Source organism: Kitasatospora sp. NPDC051705 (genome assembly GCF_044453265.1).
Taxonomy (GTDB): Bacteria; Actinomycetota; Actinomycetes; order Streptomycetales; family Streptomycetaceae; genus Kitasatospora.
The window spans coordinates 121,672-141,895 of sequence record NZ_JBITCO010000010.1; the positions used below are offsets into that span (position 1 = coordinate 121,672).

Consider the following 20,224-nt stretch of genomic DNA (forward strand, 5'->3'; position numbering starts at 1 on the left):
GCAGCGAAGCACCGCCGAGGCGGTCCGTTTCGTCGTCCCCTCTTCCCCTCCCCCACGCCTGCCCAGGGCGGAAGGCCGCTTCCTGCCCTCCAGCACCCCCGAGGTCACCCCATGTCCGACGCCGCCGTCATCTGCTCCGACCTGTCGTTCGCCTGGCCCGACGACACCCCGGTCTTCCACGGCCTGTCCTTCACCGTCCCCGCCGGCCGCACCGGCCTGGTCGCCCCCAACGGCTCCGGCAAGAGCACGCTGCTCAAGCTGATCGCCGGTGAACTCCGGCCCACCGCAGGGTCGGTGACGGTCGGCGGGGTGCTGGGCCACCTCCGCCAGAGCCTCCCGCTGACCGGCGACCTCACGGTCGCCGAGGTGCTCGGCGTCGCCGACGTGATCCGCGCCCTGGACGCCGTCGAGTCCGGGGACGTGAGCGAGGAGCACTTCGCCACCATCGGCGACGACTGGGACGTCGAGGAGCGCACCCGCGCCCAGCTCGACCGCCTCGGCCTCGCCGACCTCACCCTCGACCGCACCCTGCACACGCTCAGCGGCGGCCAGATCGTCTCCCTCGGCCTCGCCGCCCAACTCCTCCGGCGCCCCGACGTGCTGCTGCTCGACGAGCCGACCAACAACCTCGACGCCGCGGCCCGGCACCGGCTCCACGACGCACTGGCCGACTACCCCGGCTGCCTGCTCGTGGTCAGCCACGACCGCGCGCTGCTCGACCGCATGGACGGCATCCTCGAACTCGACGGCGGGCGACTGCGCTTCTTCGGCGGCAGCTTCACCGCCTACGAGGAGGCCGTGCGGGCCGAGCAGGAGGTCGCCGAGAAGAACGTCCGCAACGCCGAACAGGAGCTGAAGCGCGAGAAGCGCGAGATGCAGCAGGCCCGCGAGCGCGCCGAGCGCCGCGCGGGCAACGCCGCCCGCAACCTCAAGAACGCCGGCCTGCCCCGGATCTTCGCCGGCACCATGAAGCGCGGCGCGCAGGAGTCCGCGGGCAAGGCCGGCCAGCTGCACGCGGCCCGGGTGGGCGAGGCCAGGGCCCGGCTCGACGAGGCCGGCCGCGCCCTGCGCGAGGAGCAGCACATCGCCCTGGAACTGCCCGACACCCGGGTGCCCGCCGGGCGCAACCTCTTCCTGGGCGCGGGGATGCAGGTCCACCACGCCGGCCGGGCCGTGTTCGCGGACGGCGGCGTCGACCTCGCCGTCCGCGGCCCCGAGCGCATCGCGCTGACCGGGCCCAACGGCGCGGGCAAGACCACCCTGCTGCGCCTGATCACCGGCGACCTCACCCCTGAGGGCGAGCGGGGCGACGGCGGGAAGGCCGGGGGCGGGCCGGGCAACGACGAACGGGGCGACGGCGGCCGGAGCGACGGCGAGCGGGTCGAGGGCGACATCAGGCGCGGCGACGGCCGGATCGCCCATCTCTCGCAGCGACTCGACCTGCTGGACCTCGACCGCACCGTGGCGGAGAACTTCGCCGCCTTCGCCCCCGAGCGGCCCGAGGCGGAGCGGATGAACCTGCTCGCCCGCTTCCTCTTCCGCGGCGCCCGGGCGCACCTGCCGGTCGGGGTGCTCTCCGGCGGCGAACGGCTGCGCGCCACCCTGGCCTGCGTCCTGTGCGCCGAGCCGGCCCCGCAGCTGCTGCTGCTCGACGAGCCGACCAACAACCTCGACCTGGTCAGCGTGGCCCAGCTGGAGAGCGCGCTCGACTCCTACCAGGGCGCCTTCGTGGTGATCAGCCACGACGAGCGCTTCCTCGCCGGGATCGGCGTGGACCGCTGGCTCCGGCTGGCCGACGGGGCACTGACGGAGACCGCCGCCCCCGGAAGGTGAGCCGACGGGGAGGCGGGGGCCGTCCCGCTCCCGCCTCCCCGTCCCGCCCTCGGATTCCCGGGCGGCGCCCGCCCGCGCCGCTCCGGCCGGCCGGTGACGCTCCTTGCGCCCGAAACCGTCACCTGCCAGCATGGTGATGTGAACCTCGACCATGTCTTCGTCTGCGGGCACCCCGCCCTCGACTTCGCGGCCACCCTCCGCGCACGCCGCTCGACCCGGTTCGAGATGTTCGTGACGCCGGAGCGGCTGAACGCCTGGTACGTCGAGAGCGGCCTGGTGGACAGCATCGCGCCCGGCTGCGAGCAGGACGTCCGAACCGCCACCACAGTGCGCGAGGCCGTCTACCGGCTCGTCACCAACCGCGTCCACGGCGAGGAGTTCGACCGCGAGGCGCTCGCCGTACTCAACGGCGCCGCCCGCAGGGAACCGGTGACACCCCAACTCACCCTCGCCGGGCGGCACAACGAGGGCACCCCGGACCAGGCGCTGGCGACCGTCGCCCGCCAGGCCGTCGAACTGCTCAGCGGCCCGGACGTCCCGCTGCTGAAGGAGTGTGGCAACCCGGAGTGCACCCGGATCTACGTCGACCGCTCACGGGGCACCCGGCGCCAGTGGTGCGGCATGGACTCCTGCGGGAACCGGATCAAGGCCGCCGCCTACCGCGCCCGGAAGAAGACCTCCCCCGCCCTCGGCGCGCACTGAACCACGGGCTGGCACGCCGGGACCACCGGTCGAGCCGGTGACGGCCGCCGCCGCAATCTCCCCCGCCCCCACTCCCCTGCCTTCACTGCGCCTTCCCTGCGCTTGACCTCAAGTCGACTTGAGGTCCTACGGTGATCGACGTCCCGGAAATCACCGCACGAGGGGGAACGTGGAGATGGCACCGAAGAAGACGGCACTGAAGGAGTACCCGCGCGAGGAACTGGCCGCCCAGCCGATCGGCGCGTGGACCGGCCAGGCGTACCGGCTGGTGACGGACGCCCTGCGCGCCCAACTGGCCCAGGAGGACCTCACCCAGCCGCACTGGTGGACGCTCAACCACGTCGCCGGCTCCCCCGGGCAGTGGACCAGGGCGGCACTGGTGGAACGGCTCGCCCGCTACGACGACCTCGGGACCGACTTCGACACGGTCTTCGACGACCTCGCCGGCCGGGGCTGGCTGCACGAGGAGGCGGGGGCGCTCACCCTGACCACGGCGGGCGAGGAGGGCCGGCTGCGGGCCCGCGACCGCAACCTCCGGGTCCACCGCCGCATGCACGAGGGCGTCGACGAGGCGGACTTCGTCACCACGATCGAGGTGCTGCGCCGAATGGTCGCCAATCTCGGCGGCGACGGCGACCTTCCCGGCTGACGGGGAGTCGACGGCGGGTGGGCGGGGCACGGGCCGGGCAGGCCGATGCGGTCCCGGTACGGCCGGGGAGCGGGCCAACCGTTACTGCTTGACAGGGCGCGTAATACTGTAACGCGCGTGCCCCGGGACGCGGCCGGCACACCTCGCGCCGCCCGCGCCCGCGGGCCCGGCCGCCGCCCCTCCCCCGCAGCTCGGAGCACCACATGCATCCCTTCCTCGACCACCGGGGGCCGCTCGCGTTCGCGCACCGGGGCGGCGACCTCGGCCACCCCGAGAACTCGCTCGCCGCCTTCGAGGCCGCCGTCGCCCTCGGGTACCGCTACCTCGAGACGGACGTGCACGCGACCGCCGACGGCGTGCTGGTCGCCTTCCACGACAGCCGGCTCGACCGGGTGACCGACCGGTCCGGCGCCGTCGCCGAGCTGCCCTGGAGCGAGGTCCGGCAGGCCCGGATCGGCGGCACCGAGCCCGTCCCGCTGCTGGAGGAGCTGCTGGACGCGTTCCCCGGGGCGCGGTTCAACATCGACGTCAAGGCCGCACCGGCCGTCCTCCCGCTGATCGAGGCGGTCCGCCGGACCGGCGCGTGGGACCGGGTCTGCGTCGGCGGGTTCTCCGACACCCGGCTCGCCGCCGTCCGCGCCGCCGCCGGCCCCCGGCTGGCCACCTCGCTCGGGCCGCGCGAGGTGGCCCGGCTGCGGCTGCGCTCGCTGGCCGGGCCGCTGCTGCCCGGGCGCGGGGCGCCGTGGGCCGGCGTGTGCGCCCAGGTCCCGGAGCGGCACCGGGGCGTCCGGGTCGTCGACCGGGCCTTCGTGCGCACCGCGCACCGCCTCGGCCTGCAGGTTCACGTCTGGACTGTGGACGACCCCACACGGATCAGGGCTCTACTCGACCTGGGTGTGGATGGCATCATGGCCGATCGCATCGACGTACTGCGGGACGTCCTCGGCGAGCGCGGCTGCTGGTCAGACGGCAGCAACGGCTCCAGCACGGTGATTGGAACCCCATGAGCACCGCGACCCACCTGCCCGACCACCCGGCGACCGCCACCGATCCCCGCGCCCTGCGCCGGATGCAGTTCAGTTGGTACGTCAACGACTGGGCCAACGCCGCCTTCTCGGCCACCGTCCTGACGGTGTTCCTCGGGCCCTACCTGACCTCCGTCGCCAAGAACGCCGCCGACGCGGCCGGCGACGTCCACCCGCTCGGCCTGTCGGTCCGCGCGGGCTCGTTCTTCCCGTACACGGTGTCCTTCTCGGTGCTGATCTCCGTCGGGGCGATGCTGCTGGCCGGCACCGTCGCGGACCGCACCGGGCGGCACAAGGAGCTGATGTGCGGCTTCGCCTACGTCGGCGCGGCCGCCACCATGGGCATGTTCTTCCTCGACGGCGACCGCTACCTGCTCGGCGGCGCACTGCTGGTGGTCGCCAACATCGCGTACGCGGCGTCGGTCGCGCTCTCCTACGCCTACCTCCCGAGCCTGGCCGGCCCCGACGAGCGCGACGCGGTGTCCTCCAAGGGCTGGGCGTACGGCTACGCGGGCGGCGGGCTGCTGCTGGTCGCCAACCTCGCCCTGTTCGAGGGCCACGACGCACTCGGCCTCTCCTCCGGCACGGCCGTGCGGATCTGCCTCGCCTCGGCCGGCCTGTGGTGGGCGCTGTTCACCGTCGTCCCGATGCTCCGGCTGCCCTCCCGCGCCGGCGCCGCCCCCGCACCGACCGCACCCGCCGGGGACCGCCCGGCCGCGGGCAGCCTGCGCGAACTCGCCCGCACCCTGCGCGGCATGCGCCGCTACCCGCTCACCCTGCTCTACCTGGGCGCCTTCCTCTGCTACAACGACGGCATCCAGACCGTCGTCTCGCAGGCCTCGCTGTACGGCAGCGAGGAGCTCGGCATGGACCAGACCTCGCTGGTCGTCGCCGTCCTGCTGGTCCAGATCGTGGCGATCGGCGGCGCGCTGCTCCTCGGCCGGATAGCCCACCGCTACGGCGCCAAACGGACCGTCCTCGGCTCGCTGGTCGGCTGGGTGGTCACCCTCGCGCTCGGCTACTTCATGCCCGCCCACCAGCCCGCCTGGTTCTACGCCCTGGCCTGCATGATCGGCCTGGTCCTCGGCGGCAGCCAGGCGCTCTCCCGCTCGCTGTTCTCGCACCTCATCCCGGCCGGCCGGGAGGCCGAGTACTTCAGCGTCTACAAGGTCAGCGACCGCGGCACCAGCTGGATGGGCCCGCTGGTCTTCGGCCTCGCCTACCAGATCACCGGCAGCTACCGCTCGGCGATCATCTCGCTGCTGGTCTTCTTCGTCATCGGCTTCGCCGTCCTGGCGAAAGTCCCCGTCCGCCGCGCCATCGAAGCCGTCGGCAACCCCGTCCCCGAACGCCTCTGACCCCACCGGCCCCGACGGCCCGGCCTCCGGCGACCCCGCCCGAGCCCGGGCCGTCCCCGTCCCCCCGCCTGGTGGAGCCCGCCCTCCGGCTCGCGCTCCCGGCCTCGGCCGACCACGTTCGCACGGGTGGACATATCGCCAACTCGTTTTGTTCGCATGACCATTCGACCGGCAAAGAGGAAACGGGAAACCCCGCCGATACCCGTTTGACCGGCCCGTTCGCATGCCAGGATTCCAGGCGGAAGCGGCGGGAGACCGCGTCCGGCCCACACCACGGCGGATGCCTGGGCCGGTGAATCCAGAACGGGGGTTGGCATGCACGCGCCTGAAACGCCGTCCGAGGAGTTCGGCCCGGAGCTCCGCAGACGGCGGATCGCCGCCGGACTCACCCTCACCCGGCTCGCCGAACTGCTCAGCTACAGCAAGGGCCACCTCAGCAAGATCGAGCGCGGCCACAAGGCCCCGCCGCCCGAGTTCGCCCGCCGCTGCGACGTCCAGCTCGCCGCCGCCGGCGAGCTGGAGCGGCTCCTGCCGACCGGCCGCCGGCGGACCCAGGCCGACCCGCACGCGCCCGCCGGCCCCCGCCAGGACCCACCGCTCCCCCACCAGCGCGGAGGAACCGGCGCCCCCGGAGGGCTCGGACGACGGCAACTGCTCGCCGCCGGAGCCACCTCCCTGCTCGGAGGCGGACTCGCCACCGCCCTGCCGGCCGCCGCCGCACCCGCCGGCGCAGCGGACCAGGAGTCCACCCCGGTCGAGGTCTTCCGGACCCACTTCGACCAGATCCGCAGGCTCGGCCAGAACAGCGACCCCGGCACGCTGCTCCCCCTGCTCACCGTCCAGACCCACACCCTGCGCGAACTCGCCGGCCAGGCCGACCCGGTCAACCGCGGACGGCTGCTCGTGCTCGCGGCCCGCTACGCCGAGTACGCCGGCTGGATGGCCCAGGAGGCCGGCGACGACCCCTCGGCGCTCCGGTGGACCGCCCAGGCCGTCGAACTCGCCGAGGGCGGCGGCGACCACGACCTGGCCTCGTACGCCCTGGTCCGGCGTGCCCTGATCACCTTCTACGCGGGCGACGCGGACCGGACCGTCCAGCTCGTCCGACCCGCGCAGGACGGCCGCCTGCCGCCCCGGATCCGCGGCCTCGCCGCCCAGCGCGAAGCCCAGGGGCACGCCCTCGCCGGCAACCGGGAGGCATGCCTGCGCAGCCTCGACCGCGCTCGCCGGCTCCTCGCGACCGCCGCCGACCAGGACGCCGGCGCCCCCGTCCTCGGCACCACCACCGTGGCCGACCCGGCCGCCGTGGTCACCGGGTGGTGCCTCCACGACCTCGGACACCCCCGCAGGGCGGCCGAGGTGTTCGACCAGGAGTACCCGCGGATCCCGGCCCACGCCGTCCGCAGCCGCGCCCGGTACGGACTCCGGCACGCCCTCGCCCACGCCGCCGACGGTGAACCGGAGCACGCCTGCGCACTCGCCGCGGACCTCCTACCCCTCGTCCCCGCCCTGCGCTCGGCCACCATCCGGGCCGGCGTCCGCCAGCTCGCCCGCGAACTCCAGCGGTTCCGCTCCAGCCGGTCCGTCCAGGACCTCCAGCCCGCGCTCGCCAGGGCTCTGCACCCGTAGGGCCCGGGGAGAGCTCCGGCGCGGCCTCCGGACCGCCACCCGCACGCCACCGCCGGACCGTCACCGGAACCGACCGTCACCAGAGAGGTGCTCCGCCATGCCCGACGTCTTCGTCAACTACCGCACCGACGACGAGGAGGCCACCGCCACCCTGATCGAGCGCGAGCTCTCCCGGCGCTTCGGCGACCGGCGCGTCTTCCGCGCCAGCAAGTCCATCGGGATCGGCCAGGCCTTCCCCCGGGAACTGCTGACCGCCGTCCGGCGCAGCAGCGTCCTCCTCGCCGTCATCGGCGCCCGCTGGGCCGACGCACGCAAGGCGGACGGGCGCCGCGCCCTCGACGACCCGACGGACTGGACCCGCCGCGAGATCGTCGAGGCCTTCGAGAGCGGCGCTCTGGTCGTCCCGGTGCTCGTCGGCCGCACCACCCGGCTGGACCGGCACGCCCTGCCGCCAGAGCTCGCCGAACTCGCCGACTGCCAGTACCTCCGCTTCGACACCCGGGACGCGGACTCCGGCCTGCGGCGCATCGGCGACGAACTGGCCAGGACGATCCCCCAGCTCGCCGAGGCCGAACAGCGGATCGACGGGGAGCCCGGCGCCGTCCAGACCCGCAACGAGGTCGGCCGCGTCGACGGAAGCGCCGTGCAGGCCCGCGACTACCGGCACGACCAGAGCGGGGGCATCGGCAACGTGGGCCGCGACGTGGGGACGTTCATCAACAACGCGAGCGGACCGGTCCACACCGGGAGCGGCGCACAGCACAACACCACCCGCCACGGCGGCGTCGAGATCCACGGGGACGGCGGCTCCTACGTCGAACGCGGCACCGTCAACAACGACTTCGGCGGCCGCCGCGACCGCGAGGGCCACCGGTGATCGAGGCTGGGGACACGACCTCGATCGGCAGCACGCAGGGACCGACTCACACGGGTAACGGCAGCCAGTACATCACCAACAACAACTACTTCGGTTCATCGGAGGCACCGGGTCGTGGCGGTGCCCCTCAGCTGGTGACGCTCGCGCAACGCGAATGGCTGCGTCAGCGTTTCGTCGGACCGCCCGGGTACGGGGCCGCGGCCGCGCGGCTGGAGACACCGGGCACGGTCGTCCTGCTCACCGGCGCTCCCGGAAGCGGGCGCCGTGCGGCGGCCATCGTGTTGCTGCACGGCGCCGGTGAGGGGGGTGACGCACTCCGGGAGGTCTCGCTCGACGACTGGCTGAAGCAGAACGAGTCGGCTGAGCCGGTCGGCGGGGAGCGCATCCTGTTCGACCTCTCGGCCGTCTCGGCACCGGAGTTCATCGATGCCCAGAGCCGCCTGGGTACGTCTTGGGAGAAGCTACGCCGTCTGGATGCGCGGATGGTCATGGTGATCCCCCGGGATCACGAACGCCACCTGCGACCGGACTTCCACCAGCTGTTGGTTCCGATCGGACGCCCCGACGAGGCGGGTGTCCTGGCCCGGCACCTGAGACCCGCGGGAATCGAGCTCTCCCGCACCGAACTGCGGCACTCGGTCTTCCGCCCGCTTCTCGGCCGTTCCCCCATGCGGGAGCTGCAGCAGCTCTCCGCACTGCTGGTCCAGGCCAGATCCGCGGGCGGCGACTTCGCCACATGGGCAGCCGAAGCGCTCGCAGCCGTCAAGGATCGGACCGTCGAGGTCGCCGAGCAGATCGCCGGTCTCGACGACGGCCGGCAGAAGGCTCTGCTGTTCACCTCCGCAATGCTTGACGAGGCTCCGGCGGATGCGGTGATCCGGCTGTCCGAACGGCTGCTGGCGAAGCTCGGCCACCCCGAGGACACACAGCCCCGCCTCGACCGTCCCGATCCGCTCCAACGCCTACAGGACGTAGGGGTCAAGGTCGAGGACGAGCGGGTCCGATTCGCCGCGCTGGCGTACGGAGCGGCGGTGCGGTCCCACTTCTGGCTCTACTACCCGGACCTTCGCCCGGCGTTCGGCGGCTGGGTCACGGACGCGGTCAGGGAGACCCCGTGGCTGGAGTCCGTCGACCGGCAGCGGCTCATCGGCCGGTACACCGAGCAGACCCTCCGCATCGGTGACGTCCGCACACTGACCGATCTGGTGGAGTCCTGGGCCCAGGACCCCCGGCTGCTCCCCGAGGCGATGCAGGTGCTGGGGCAGGGGCTGCTCAGCGAGGCCTGGGGCACGGAGTTCCGACGGAGGATCTACGACTGGTCGACGACTCCCCGGCTGCCCGGCAACCTCGCCCGGGTCCTGGCGCGGACGTGCGTCGAGGTCCTGGCGCCGCGCTTCCCCGACCAGGCGCTGGTGCGGCTGCACCAGCTGGCTCGCAGGGAGCTCGGCGCCGATCCGCCCGAGGTCCTGGACCTCCTGCTCGGGCTGGTCCGCCGGGACAGGCGGCTCTACCTCCGCCTCCTCGACCGGCTCTGCACCGGCCTGGAGAAACCGGCGCCGGAGCGGTCGGACGCCGGGATCTTCCTGGCCCTGGTGGAGTGCCTGCCCACCTGGGTGCCGCAGCGGGACGTCGCCCGCGGCTGGCGGGGAGTGCTGACCGTGGCACGGGAATCCCGGACCTGGGAGCCCGCCGTGCGGGCCTGGCTCTCGGCGGCCCGGCGGGAGCGGGACGGGGGTGCGCGGCTGATGGGGATCCTCGTCGAGGCCGCCTGCGGCCGGGTCGACGTGCTCAGCCGCTTCTACCTGCTGGCACACGGCTGGGCCGCCGGCCCGGACGACGAGCCGGCTCCGCTGACCCGTAGCGAGGTGGCGGCCCGCTTCTGCCGGGCGATCGACCGCGCACAGGGGATCGAACCGCTGGACCCGGCCGCGGCCGGGCCGGCCGAGGGGAGCACTGCGTGAAGGGCAGCGGAAAGGCGCCGCTCGTCGGTCTGGCCGTCGGGGCCGGTCTGGTGACGGTGGTTCTCGGGGTGTCGGCCAGGTGGCCGGTGTGGCTGTGGGGCGTGCCGGCGGCGGTGGCGCTGGTGCTGGCCGTCCTGTTGGCCTCGGCGAGGTCACCGGTGCCCGAGCCGGATCCGGAACCCGGCCCCGAACCGGAGCCCTGGCCCGAGTTCGAAACCGTCACCGCCCCGGCGGAGCCGCCCTGGGAGGAGACCCGGGTGGACGGCGTGGCGCTGCCGAGCCGGGTGCCCGACTACGACTTCCACTTCTCGGCCACGGTGTGGTGGCGCCCGATCCCGAACACGACCGGGCTGGTGCACGCCGACCCGGCCGGTCTGGCGATCGAGACGGTGCTGGCCCGCGCCCGCCAGGTGACCGAACTCGAGGTGCCCGAGCGGCTGGACCTGGTGCGGCACCGCTTGAACGGTGTGCTCGGCACCCAGCGGCCGGACGCGTCGGCGCTCGTGGAGGCCATGGGCGGACGGGTCGACCTGAGGCTGTCGGAGGACGACCGGACCAGGCTCGGAAAGCTCTCCGAGGTGCGCAAGTCCGAGGAGGTCTGGGAGCACGAGCGCCGCCAGGAGCAGAGCAGGCGTGCCTATCTGGGTGACGACGTCCTGAAGTCGCCCGGTAGCGCGGTGGTGTGGTGGTTGGCCCGGCACGACGACAAGGTTCGGGAGGCCGTCGACATGATCGGTCCGCTCGCCCAGCTGTCGGCGGCGGCCAACGACGAGGACGTGGACGGCCTGTACGAGCACCTGGTGCCGTACCCCGCGCCGAGGCCGGTCCCGTTCCTGGACGCGGTGGCACCCACCCCGGGGCACCGGGAGGACGACGGGGACGACGGGGACGAGGGCGGGCCGCCCGACCGGCCCGGGCCGACGGAGCCGACCGGGCCGACGCGGGGGCCGGCCGTGGTCGGTCCGCTGACCGAGCTGCTGGACGACGTCGATCTGGTGACGGACTCCCCCGAACGGACGGTCTACCTGCACCGGGTCGCTCAGGCCACCGATGCCGCCGGCCGCTCCGAGCAGGCCAGGCTGATCCGGGAGAGCCTGCTCGGAGACGGCTCCGGGCTCCCCGCGGCCGCGCCCGACCCGAGCCGGACCGCGGGCGGTACCGGCGACGGCCCCGGCGTTCCCTGGGCGAAGGTCGGCGGAGCGGTGAACGGTTCCGCCGTGAACGGTTCCTCGCCCGGCCAAGTGCCCGGTCCCGGGGCCCCGTGACGGCGGCTCGGCCGGATGCGCCGCCACCCCCGGCCGGGGCGGTGGGGCGCCGGGCCGGGGGTGGGTGAGTGGGTGGGGTGGGGGTCGCTGCGGGCGGGGGTTACTGCGGGGTGACGTAGGCGCCGGAGATGCCGCCGTCGACGAGGAAGGTGTTGGCGGTCATGAAGGAGGAGTCGTCGGAGGCGAGGAAGGCGACCGCGGCGGCGATCTCCTCGGGCTCGGCGAAGCGGCCGAGGGGGATGTGGACGAGGCGGCGGGCGGCGCGCTCCGGGTCCTTGGCGAAGAGCTCCTGGAGCAGCGGCGTGTTGACCGGCCCCGGGCAGAGGGCGTTGACGCGGATGCCCTCGCGGGCGAACTGCACGCCGAGCTCCCGCGACATCGCGAGGACGCCGCCCTTGGAGGCGCTGTAGGAGATCTGCGAGGTGGCCGCGCCCATGACGGCGACGAAGGAGGCGGTGTTGATGATCGAGCCCTTGCCCTGCCGCTGCATGTGCGGGATCGCGTACTTGCAGCAGAGGTAGACGCTGGTCAGGTTGACCTCCTGGACGCGCTTCCAGGCGTCCAGGCCGGTGGTGAGGATGGAGTCGTCGTCGGGCGGGGAGATGCCCGCGTTGTTGAAGGCGATGTCGACCCGGCCGAACGCGTCGGCGACGCGCTGGAAGAGCGCGCTGACGGCCTGCTCGTCGGTGACGTCGGCCTGGATGAACAGGCCGTCGACCTCGTTGGCGGCCTTGGCGCCGGTCTCCGCGTCGAGGTCGACGCAGACCACCTTGGCGCCCTCCTGGGCGAACCTGCGCGCGGTGGCCAGGCCGATGCCGCTGCCCGCGCCGGTGATGACGGCCACCCGGCCGTCGAGTCGCTTGGTCATGCTGCTCACTCCTCCGTGGAGATGAAGACGTTCTTGGTCTGGGTGAAGGCGTCCAGGGCGTCCGGGCCGAGCTCGCGCCCGAGGCCGGACTGCTTGAAGCCGCCGAAGGGCGTGGTGTACCGCACCGAGGAGTGCGAGTTGACGGAGAGGTTGCCGGCCTCGACGCCGCGGGCGACCCGCAGGGCGCGGCCGACGTCCCTGGTCCAGATGGAGCCGGACAGGCCGTACTCGGTGGCGTTGGCGATCCGCAGCGCGTCCTCCTCGTCGCGGAACGGGACGACGGCGACGACCGGGCCGAAGATCTCCTCGGTGAAGGCGCGGTCGTCGTGCCGCACCGGTGCGAGCACCGTCGGCGGGAACCAGAAGCCGGGCCCGTCGGGGGCGGTGCCGCGGAAGGCGACGGGCGCGTCGTCCGGGACGTAGGAGGCGACCCGGCTGCGGTGGGCGGCGGAGATCAGCGGGCCCATCTCGGTCTGCTCGTCGCCCGGGGCGCCCACCTTGACGCCCTTGACGGCGGGCTCCAGCAGTGCCATGAAGTCGTCGAGGACGGACTCCTGGACGAGGATGCGGGAGCGGGCGCAGCAGTCCTGGCCGGCGTTGTCGAAGACCGCGTACGGGGCGGTGGCGGCGGCGCGGGCGAGGTCGGCGTCGGCGAACACGATGTTGGCGCTCTTGCCGCCGAGTTCGAGGGTGACCGGTTTCACCTGCTCGGCGCAGCCGGCCATGATCTCCTTGCCGACCCGGGTGGAGCCGGTGAACACGACCTTGCGCACGTCGGGGTGGGTGACGAAGCGCCGGCCGACCACCGGGCCGCGGCCGGGCAGGATCTGCAGGACGCCCTCCGGGATGCCCGCCAGGAGGGCGAGCTCGCCGAGCCGCAGGGCGGTCAGCGGGGTGAGCTCGGCCGGTTTGACGATGACGGTGTTGCCGGCGGCGAGGGCCGGGGCGAGCGCCCAGGCGGCGATCGGCATCGGGAAGTTCCAGGGAACGATGACGCCGACGACGCCGAGCGGCTCCTGGAAGGTGACGTCGAGCCCGCCCGCGACCGGGATCTGCCGGCCGAACAGCCGCTCGGGCGCGGCGGCGTAGTACTCGATGACGTCCCGCGCGTTGCCGGCCTCCCAGCGGGCGTTGCCGATGGTGTGGCCGGCGTTGGCGACCTCCAGGGCTGCGAGGTGCTCGCGGTCGGCGTCGACGGCGGCGGCGAACGCGCGCAGCAGTCGGGCCCGGTCGGCGGGGGCGACCCGGCGCCAGCCGTCGAAGGCCGCGCGGGCGCGGGCGACGGCGGCGTCGGTCTCGGCGAGGCCGGCCAGCTCGACGGTGGTGATCACCTCCTCGGTGGCGGGGTTGACGACCTCGTGGAGGTCCGGTTCGGTCATCGGGCGCTCTCCCTGTGGTTCGCGGACGGGCTGCCGGGGTGGCTGCCGGGGTCGGTGCTGGACGGGGTGCCGGGCCGGGTGCCGGTCCCGGCGCCGGGCTGGAGCTCGGACGGGGTGCCGGACGGGGTGCCGGACGGGCCCGCGACCGGGCCGGCGGACCGGCAGGCGGCGACCAGCGCCTGGAAGATCCGCTGGTCGTACGAGTCGGTCTCGGGGTGCCACTGGACGCCCAGCGCGAAGTGCCGGTCCGGCAGTTCGAGCGCCTCGACCGTCCCGTCGGTGCTCCGCCCGGTCACCCTCAGCCCGGCGCCGATCCGGTCGACGGCCTGGTGGTGGTAGCACGAGACCTCGGTGACCGGCCCGAGGACGGCGGCGAGCCGGCTGCCCTCGGTGAGGTCGACGCGGTGCCGGACGAAGGCGGCGGGGACGGTCTGGTGGCTGCCGTCGGGCAGGTGCTGGAGCAGGGTTCCGCCGAGTTCCACGTTGAGCAGCTGCATCCCGCGGCAGACGCCCAGCAGCGGCAGGTCGCGGCTGAGGGCGGCGTGCAGCAGGGTGCTCTCCCAGTCGTCGCGGGCGTGGTGGGGCGGGCCGGTGCGCGGGTCGGCGTCCGCCGCGTACCTGGCCGGGTCGATGTCGGGCCCCCCGGCGAGGAGCAGCCCGTCCAGGGCGTCGAGCAGGTGCTCGACGCCGCCGGGCTGGGGCGGCAGCAGCACCGGGGTGCCGCCCGCCCGGGCGACGGAGTCGACGTAGGTCTGCGGCACGAGCGAGGCGCGCTGGCGCCAGACGGACCAGGCGGCCTCGTCCTGGTAGCTGGTGATGCCGATCAGGGGCCGTCGGCGGTCGTCACGGGTCATGGTGGTTCTCCTGTGCCGTGGTTCAGAGTCGTTCGAAGCCGCGGCGGCGTTCCCAGTCGGTGACGGCCCGTTGGTGGGCGGCGAGTTCGGTGCGTCCGGCGTGGGTGTAGTGGTCGACGACGTCCTTGCCGAAGGCTTCGGTGGCGGCGGGGCTGTGGGCGAAGGCGTCGACGGCGTCGCGCAGGGTGGCGGGGACGCGGGGGGCGTCGGAGGTGTAGGCGTTGCCGGTGAACTCGGGTTCGAGTTCGAGGCGGTGTTCGATGCCGTGGAGTCCGGCGGCGATGAGGGCGGCGACGGCGAGGTAGGGGTTGACGTCGCCGCCGGGGACGCGGTTCTCGAAGCGCAGGGAGGGGCCGTGGCCGATGACGCGCAGGGCGCAGGTGCGGTTGTCGCGGCCCCAGGCGATGGCGGTGGGGGCGAAGCTGCCGGGGACGTAGCGCTTGTAGGAGTTGACGGTGGGGGCGAGGAGGAGGGCGAAGTCGGCGAGGCAGGCGAGTTGGCCGGCGAGGAAGTGTTCCATGGTGGGGGAGAAGCCGTGGGCGCCCTGGCCGGGGAAGGCGGGGGTGCCGTGTTCGTCGCGCAGGCTGAGGTGGATGTGGCAGGAGTTGCCTTCGCGTTCGTCGTACTTGGCCATGAAGGTGAGGCTGCAGCCTTCCTGGGCGGCGATCTCCTTGGCGCCGGTCTTGTAGACGGTGTGGTCGTCGCAGGTGGTGAGGGCGTCGGCGTACTTGAAGGCGATCTCGTGCTGGCCGGGGTTGCATTCGCCCTTGGCGGACTCGACGGTCAGGCCGGCGCCGGCCATGCCGTTGCGCAGGCGGCGCAGGAGGGGTTCGATGCGGCCGGTGCCGAGGATGGAGTAGTCGACGTTGTACTGGTTGGCGGGGGTGAGGTGGGTGTAGTCCTTGGTCCAGGCCTGTTCGTAGGTGTCGCGGAAGACGATGAACTCGAGTTCGGTGGCGGCGTGGGCGGTGAGGCCGTGGGCGGCGAGGCGTTCGAGTTGGCGCTGGAGGATCTGGCGGGGGGAGACGGTGACGGGCTTGCCGTCGTGGTGGGTGACGTCGCACTGGACCATCGCGGTGGCGGGGTGCCAGGGGACGGCGCGCAGGGTGGTGAGGTCGGGGCGCAGGACGAGGTCGCCGTAGCCGTTGTCCCAGGAGGAGATGCGGTAGCCGTCGACGGTGTTCATGTCGACGTCGACGGCCAGCAGGTAGCCGCAGCCCTCGGCCGAACCGGGGACGACGTCGTTCAGGAAGTACTCGGCGGCCACCCGCTTGCCCTGCAGCCGGCCCTGCATGTCCGTCATGGCCAGCACGACGGTGTCGATCTCCCCCGCCGCGACCATGGCACGCAGCTCGTCGAGGGTGAGCCGGGGACGGCTGCTCATCGGGTCTCCAGTTTGGCGGGGTCGGAGGGGGGAACGGGGCGGGTGCCCACGACGGGGTCGAGCGCGTCGGCGGGACCGACGGCAGCGGTGGAGGTCGCGGAAGCGGCGGAGGTGTCGTGGACGACCGGCCCGGTGAACCAGTTCCGGGCGGAGGCCAGCCACCACACACCGGCGAAGCCGACCACCACGGCCACCGCCACCGGGGTGTAGTTGAAGCTCTCGGCGGTGATCGGACTGGCCGTCGGGAGCATGAACAGCACGGTGATCACCGCCGTCCAGACCACCGCGACGATCCCGATCGGCCGGCTCCAGCGGCCCAGGTGCCAGGGGCCGCGCGGGAAGTCCTCGCCCTGGCGCAGCCGCAGGTACACCGGCAGCACGTAGGAGATGTAGAGGCCGATGACGGAGATCGAGGTGACGGCGGTGTAGGCGGTGGTGTTCCACAGCGCGGGCAGGCCGAGCAGCAGGGCGCCGCCGGTGGCCAGCCAGACCGCGTTGGTCGGCGTCTGGGTGCGCGGGTCGATGCGGTGCCAGAGGGCGGAGCCCGGCAGGGCGCCGTCACGCGAGAAGGCGTAGATCATGCGGGAGTTGGCGGTGACCGAGGCCATCCCGCAGAAGAACTGGGCGCCGATGACGATCAGCAGCAGGACCTTGGCGCCGTCGGCGCCGATGGCGTCGATGAAGATCTGCGCGGGCGGGACGCCGGTGTCGCTGGCGAGCGCGCCGTCGTAGTCCCGGATCGCGAAGGTGATGCCGAGCAGCAGGACCCAGCCGGCCACCAGGGAGACGGTGATGGCGTTCACGATGCCGCGCGGTCCGGAGCGGGCGGCGTCGTGGGTCTCCTCGGTCATGTGCGCGGAGGCGTCGTACCCGGTGAGGGTGTACTGGGCCATCAGCAGGCCGATCATCGCCACGTAGAACTGGTTGTGGAAGCCGGTGTTGTCGACGAACTGGGTGAACACGAAGGAGGCGGAGGCGTGCTGGTCCGGCAGCAGGACGAGCGCGCCGACGATGGCGGCCACGCCGACCAGGTGCCACCAGACGGAGACGTTGTTGAGGACGGCGACCAGGCGCACGCCGCGGGTGTTGAGCAGGCCGTGGATCACCAGGATGACGGCGAAGATCTCCATGGTGTGCGCGGGGCTGGCCTCGACGCCGAACTGGAGGGTCAGGAACGCGTTGGTGAAGAAGGCCGCGCCGTAGTCGACGCCGGCGGTCACCGCGACCTGGCCGAGGAAGTTGAACCAGCCGGTGAACCAGCTCCAGGCCGGGCCGCCGCTGCGGGCCAGCTTGGCGGACCAGTAGTAGAGTCCGCCCGCCGTGGGGTAGCTGGAGCAGATCTCGGCCATCGCCAGCCCGACGCAGAGCGTCAGCAGGCCCACCACCGGCCAGGCCCAGATGATCATGGCGGGGCCGCCGGTGTTCATCCCCGTGCCGTACAGGGTCAGGCAGCCGGAGAGGATCGAGACGATGGAGAAGGAGACGGCGAAGTTGGAGAAGCCCGTCATCGAGCGGGCCAACTCCTGGGTGTAGCCCAGTTCGCGCAGCCGCTGCTCGTCGGCGGAGAGGGTGCCGGCGGCGGGAGCGGCGGTGGCGGTGGCGGAATCGGCGCCGGAAGCGGTGGGGGAATCGGCGCCGGAAGCGGCGGGGGACGTTGCGGCGCCGGCGTCGGTGCCGGTAACACTTCCGGTGTTCGACGGAAACCCGAGCGGGGCAGGGTGGTCGGGTGAGCGTGCGTCGGTCATGGGCACCCCTGGGGGTTGAGGGTGTGCCGGCGGGCGCGGCCACGGCGTCGTGGCGCGACTCCCCCGGCGGGTTAGACGGTCGGACGGCTCTTCCAATGGTCCGGAACCAGACCATTGGGGTGGGTGATCAGCATCGTTCCGGCTCGGCCCGGGCCGCGTCAAGAGCGGAAAGGGGATGAGTCCCGGAACCCGACCGTAGGTACGATTCCGGCGTGGACGTCGACGAGGCACGCGAGCGGGCCCGCCAGGACTGGCAGGCCGGGGCGATCTTCCGCCCGGTGCGGACCGGCAACGCCTTCGAGGAGACCGTCGAACGGCTGCTGCAGGCCATCAAGCTGGGCGTCTTCGGCCACGGCGACCGGCTCCCCGCCGAACGGGACCTCGCCGCCCGGCTCGGCGTCAGCCGCGAGACCCTGCGCGAGGCGCTCCGCACCCTGCAGCTCGCGGGCTGCACCGAGTCCCGCCGCGGCCGCTACGGCGGCACCTTCGTCACCTACCGGATGCCCGAGCCGGACGTCGCCGAGCTGCGCCGCGCCGTCCGCGACCTCGGCGACGACCTGGAGGACGCGCTCACCTACCGCCTGGTGCTGGAGAGCGGCGCCGCCGAGGCCGCCGCCCGCCGCACCCTCACCCCGGAGCAGCGCGCCGACCTGGAGAGCCGGCTCGCCGACCTGGAGGGCGCCCCCGCCGAGCGGTACCGCCAGCTCGACTCGCGCTTCCACCTCGCCGTCGGCGAGCTCACCGGCTCCCCCACCCTGGCCGCGGGCATCGCGCAGGCCCGGATGCGCCTCAACGACCTGCTGAACGCCATCCCGGTGCTGGAGCGCAACATCGAGCACGCCGCCGAGCAGCACCGGGCGATGGTCCGGGCGATCCTCGACGGCGACGGCGAAGCGGCCCGGCGCGCCACCGAGGAACACCTCGCCGCCACGGCCGCCCTGCTCCGGGGCTTCCTGGGCTAGATCACGCCACGTGGAGCACTGTCGGGCCCGCGACGGGCGGCTTCGGCGGTTCGGGCTTCGGCGGGGCCGGGCTTCGTGGTGCCAGGCTGCCCGACTTCGCGGGGCCGGGCTTCAGCAGGTCGGCGCCGCGGGCCCGGCCAGGGGTTCGTCCCCGGCGGCGGGCCGCAGGCCGCGCAGCAGGTGGGTGAGGAGGTCGTCGAAGACCTGGTCGAGGGCCGGCCCGGAGAGCTGTCCGGAGGCCGCCTGGGCGGCGACGCCGTGCACCGCTGTGTAGAGCACGTTAAAGATCCGGTCGGCACTGCCCGCCCTCAGCTCGCCCTCGCGCTGCCCCTGGGCGATGACCGCGTGGATGTCCTCCTCCAACGGCCCCCAGGCGAGCCGGAGTTCGTCCGCGACGGCGACGTCGTGCTTGCGCGCGAAGGTGAGTTCCAGGAGGGCGGGGTGCGCGGCGGCGAAGTCGACGTACGACCGGGCGAAGGCGAACATCCGGTCCCGGAAACCCTCGCCGCTCCCGGCCAGGCGGCTGCGACCGGCGGCGGTCATCCGCTGGATGCCGGTGAGCGCGAGGGCGTCGAGGAGGGCGCGCTTGTCCTTGAAGTGGCGGCTGGGCGCGGCGTGGCTGACGTCGAGGGCGCGGGCGAGCTCGCGCAGTGAGAGCGCGTCGACGCCCTGCTCGCGCAGCGTCTGCTCGGCGCGCTCCAGCAGTGCGGCGCGGAGGTCTCCGTGGTGGTAGCGGCCCGTTCGCATGGGCATCAGCATACGGGAATGTAGTCGTTGACTACTTTGTTGGCACTGACTACATTGAGCTGCGGCGCCGACCGGGGCACCCGACCCCGCGCCTGCCGAGACGAGGAGCGTCATGGACTTCGCCCGCAAGACCACCCTGATCACCGGAGCGTCCACCGGTATCGGGGCCGCGTTCGCCCGCGAACTGGCCGCCCGTGGCTCCGACCTCGTCGTGGTCGCCCGCAGCGAGGACAAGCTGCGCGGCCTGCAGCAGGAGCTGACCGCGGCGCACGGCACCACCGTGCACGTCGTCCCGCTCGACCTCGCCCGGCCCGGCGCCGCCGCCGAACTCCAGCAGCGGGTCGAGGCACTCGGCGCGACCGTCGACATCCTCGTCAACAACGCCGGCTTCGCCACCTTCGGCGCCGTCGCCGAGACCGACCCGTCCCGGATGGCCGAGCAGGTCCAGCTCAACTGCCTCACGCTCACCGACCTGACCGCCCGGCTGCTGCCCGGCATGGTCGACCGCGGACACGGCGCCGTCGTCAACATCGCCAGCACGGCCGCCTTCCAGCCGATCCCCCGGATGGCCGTCTACGGCGCCACCAAGGCGTACGTGCTCTCCTTCACCGAGGCACTGGCGAACGAACTGCGCGGCAGCGGTGTGCGGGCGCTCGCCGTCTGCCCGGGAGCCACCGACACGCCGTTCTTCGACGTGGCGGGCGAGGAGGCCGCGGTCGGCGTCCGCCGTCGGCCCGAGCAGGTCGTCACGACCACCCTGGCCGCGCTGCGCAGGGGCCGGCCCACGGTCGTCGACGGGCTGGTCAACCGGCTCGGCACGCTGGCGCCGCGCCTGCTGCCGCGCCGCGCCACCGTCGCCGTCGCAGAACGCGTCACCCGGCCGAGCGCTGCGGCCTGAGCGGCCGGGGCTGCCTGAGCAGCCGGGGCTGCCGAGAACTGCCGGGAGCAGCCCGAGCGGGCGGGGGCGCGGCCCCGCCGACCCGGGT

General features: G+C 73.5%; 17 protein-coding genes. 11 read left to right on the forward strand and 6 right to left on the reverse strand.

Annotated features, from left to right (window positions below; genetic code table 11):
* Positions 1-111 precede the first annotated feature (111 nt).
* The 9 genes from ACIA8Q_RS15725 to ACIA8Q_RS15765 all read left to right on the forward strand — a co-directional run bounded on the left by ACIA8Q_RS15725 (position 112) and on the right by ACIA8Q_RS15765 (position 11,299).
* Positions 112-1,833, forward strand: coding sequence for an ABC-F family ATP-binding cassette domain-containing protein (locus tag ACIA8Q_RS15725; protein WP_360211099.1), 1,722 nt, complete (start codon positions 112-114; stop codon positions 1,831-1,833).
* A gap of 138 nt (positions 1,834-1,971) precedes the next feature.
* A complete protein-coding gene (locus ACIA8Q_RS15730; protein ID WP_360211101.1) occupies positions 1,972-2,535 on the forward strand; it encodes a CGNR zinc finger domain-containing protein in 564 nt (187 codons plus the stop codon).
* 175 nt (positions 2,536-2,710) lie between these two features.
* Entirely contained in the window at positions 2,711-3,184 is a 474-nt protein-coding gene (locus tag ACIA8Q_RS15735) for a MarR family transcriptional regulator (protein WP_360211103.1), read from the forward strand.
* Between the two features lie 203 nt (positions 3,185-3,387).
* Entirely contained in the window at positions 3,388-4,191 is an 804-nt protein-coding gene (locus tag ACIA8Q_RS15740) for a glycerophosphodiester phosphodiesterase (RefSeq protein WP_360211105.1), read from the forward strand.
* The gene (locus tag ACIA8Q_RS15745; protein ID WP_396317303.1) at positions 4,188-5,567 is read left to right on the forward strand and encodes an MFS transporter; all 1,380 of its coding nucleotides are present in this window, start codon (positions 4,188-4,190) and stop codon (positions 5,565-5,567) included. Before ACIA8Q_RS15740 ends, ACIA8Q_RS15745 begins: the two co-directional genes overlap by 4 nt.
* Before the next feature lie 315 nt (positions 5,568-5,882).
* The gene (locus ACIA8Q_RS15750) at positions 5,883-7,196 is read left to right on the forward strand and encodes a helix-turn-helix domain-containing protein (RefSeq protein WP_396317304.1); all 1,314 of its coding nucleotides are present in this window, start codon (positions 5,883-5,885) and stop codon (positions 7,194-7,196) included.
* A gap of 97 nt (positions 7,197-7,293) precedes the next feature.
* Positions 7,294-8,073 carry a toll/interleukin-1 receptor domain-containing protein gene (locus tag ACIA8Q_RS15755; protein WP_396317305.1) on the forward strand — a complete coding sequence of 260 codons (780 nt, stop codon included), beginning with the start codon at positions 7,294-7,296 and terminating at the stop codon, positions 8,071-8,073.
* A gap of 134 nt (positions 8,074-8,207) precedes the next feature.
* Entirely contained in the window at positions 8,208-10,034 is a 1,827-nt protein-coding gene (locus ACIA8Q_RS15760) for a hypothetical protein (RefSeq protein WP_396317306.1), read from the forward strand.
* Positions 10,031-11,299: a hypothetical protein gene (locus tag ACIA8Q_RS15765; RefSeq protein WP_360211115.1), complete on the forward strand. Its 1,269-nt coding sequence runs from the start codon at positions 10,031-10,033 to the stop codon at positions 11,297-11,299. Before ACIA8Q_RS15760 ends, ACIA8Q_RS15765 begins: the two co-directional genes overlap by 4 nt.
* A 100-nt stretch (positions 11,300-11,399) precedes the next feature.
* Here the strand turns inward: ACIA8Q_RS15765 and ACIA8Q_RS15770 are convergent, their stop codons facing one another.
* The 5 genes from ACIA8Q_RS15770 to ACIA8Q_RS15790 are packed head-to-tail and all read right to left on the reverse strand — an operon-like array spanning position 11,400 to position 17,292.
* On the reverse strand, positions 11,400-12,167 hold the full coding sequence (locus tag ACIA8Q_RS15770; RefSeq protein WP_360211117.1) for a 3-oxoacyl-ACP reductase: 768 nt from the start codon (positions 12,165-12,167) through the stop codon (positions 11,400-11,402).
* A gap of 5 nt (positions 12,168-12,172) precedes the next feature.
* Positions 12,173-13,546 carry an aldehyde dehydrogenase family protein gene (locus tag ACIA8Q_RS15775; RefSeq protein ID WP_360211119.1) on the reverse strand — a complete coding sequence of 458 codons (1,374 nt, stop codon included), beginning with the start codon at positions 13,544-13,546 and terminating at the stop codon, positions 12,173-12,175.
* On the reverse strand, positions 13,543-14,400 hold the full coding sequence (locus ACIA8Q_RS15780; RefSeq protein WP_360211121.1) for a gamma-glutamyl-gamma-aminobutyrate hydrolase family protein: 858 nt from the start codon (positions 14,398-14,400) through the stop codon (positions 13,543-13,545). Before ACIA8Q_RS15780 ends, ACIA8Q_RS15775 begins: the two co-directional genes overlap by 4 nt.
* 22 nt (positions 14,401-14,422) lie before the next feature.
* Positions 14,423-15,784: a glutamine synthetase family protein gene (locus tag ACIA8Q_RS15785; RefSeq protein WP_396317307.1), complete on the reverse strand. Its 1,362-nt coding sequence runs from the start codon at positions 15,782-15,784 to the stop codon at positions 14,423-14,425.
* Positions 15,781-17,292 carry an amino acid permease gene (locus tag ACIA8Q_RS15790; protein ID WP_360208564.1) on the reverse strand — a complete coding sequence of 504 codons (1,512 nt, stop codon included), beginning with the start codon at positions 17,290-17,292 and terminating at the stop codon, positions 15,781-15,783. Before ACIA8Q_RS15790 ends, ACIA8Q_RS15785 begins: the two co-directional genes overlap by 4 nt.
* Before the next feature lie 449 nt (positions 17,293-17,741).
* Here ACIA8Q_RS15790 and ACIA8Q_RS15795 point away from each other — a divergent pair, with 449 nt between their 5' ends.
* Complete coding sequence (locus ACIA8Q_RS15795) at positions 17,742-18,491, forward strand: FadR/GntR family transcriptional regulator (protein WP_396317308.1); 750 nt, start codon at positions 17,742-17,744, stop codon at positions 18,489-18,491.
* Between the two features lie 111 nt (positions 18,492-18,602).
* Here ACIA8Q_RS15795 and ACIA8Q_RS15800 read toward each other — a convergent pair whose 3' ends face one another.
* Positions 18,603-19,238: a TetR/AcrR family transcriptional regulator gene (locus ACIA8Q_RS15800; protein WP_396317309.1), complete on the reverse strand. Its 636-nt coding sequence runs from the start codon at positions 19,236-19,238 to the stop codon at positions 18,603-18,605.
* 112 nt (positions 19,239-19,350) lie between these two features.
* Here ACIA8Q_RS15800 and ACIA8Q_RS15805 point away from each other — a divergent pair, with 112 nt between their 5' ends.
* Positions 19,351-20,136: an SDR family oxidoreductase gene (locus ACIA8Q_RS15805; RefSeq protein WP_360208527.1), complete on the forward strand. Its 786-nt coding sequence runs from the start codon at positions 19,351-19,353 to the stop codon at positions 20,134-20,136.
* Positions 20,137-20,224: the final 88 nt, after the last annotated feature.

Excerpts from the sequence above, each read along its gene's own strand:
- ACIA8Q_RS15805 (WP_360208527.1), top strand. The coding sequence starts at position 19,351 with ATGGACTTCGCCCGCAAGACCACCCTGATCACCGGAGCGTCCACCGGT.
- ACIA8Q_RS15750 (WP_396317304.1), top strand. The coding sequence starts at position 5,883 with ATGCACGCGCCTGAAACGCCGTCCGAGGAGTTCGGCCCGGAGCTCCGC.
- ACIA8Q_RS15780 (WP_360211121.1), bottom strand. The coding sequence starts at position 14,400 with ATGACCCGTGACGACCGCCGACGGCCCCTGATCGGCATCACCAGCTAC.
- ACIA8Q_RS15800 (WP_396317309.1), bottom strand. The coding sequence starts at position 19,238 with ATGCGAACGGGCCGCTACCACCACGGAGACCTCCGCGCCGCACTGCTG.
- ACIA8Q_RS15770 (WP_360211117.1), bottom strand. The coding sequence starts at position 12,167 with ATGACCAAGCGACTCGACGGCCGGGTGGCCGTCATCACCGGCGCGGGC.
- ACIA8Q_RS15740 (WP_360211105.1), top strand. The coding sequence starts at position 3,388 with ATGCATCCCTTCCTCGACCACCGGGGGCCGCTCGCGTTCGCGCACCGG.
- ACIA8Q_RS15745 (WP_396317303.1), top strand. The coding sequence starts at position 4,188 with ATGAGCACCGCGACCCACCTGCCCGACCACCCGGCGACCGCCACCGAT.
- ACIA8Q_RS15775 (WP_360211119.1), bottom strand. The coding sequence starts at position 13,546 with ATGACCGAACCGGACCTCCACGAGGTCGTCAACCCCGCCACCGAGGAG.
- ACIA8Q_RS15735 (WP_360211103.1), top strand. The coding sequence starts at position 2,711 with ATGGCACCGAAGAAGACGGCACTGAAGGAGTACCCGCGCGAGGAACTG.
- ACIA8Q_RS15790 (WP_360208564.1), bottom strand. The coding sequence starts at position 17,292 with ATGACGGGCTTCTCCAACTTCGCCGTCTCCTTCTCCATCGTCTCGATC.
- ACIA8Q_RS15785 (WP_396317307.1), bottom strand. The coding sequence starts at position 15,784 with ATGAGCAGCCGTCCCCGGCTCACCCTCGACGAGCTGCGTGCCATGGTC.
- ACIA8Q_RS15725 (WP_360211099.1), top strand. The coding sequence starts at position 112 with ATGTCCGACGCCGCCGTCATCTGCTCCGACCTGTCGTTCGCCTGGCCC.
- ACIA8Q_RS15755 (WP_396317305.1), top strand. The coding sequence starts at position 7,294 with ATGCCCGACGTCTTCGTCAACTACCGCACCGACGACGAGGAGGCCACC.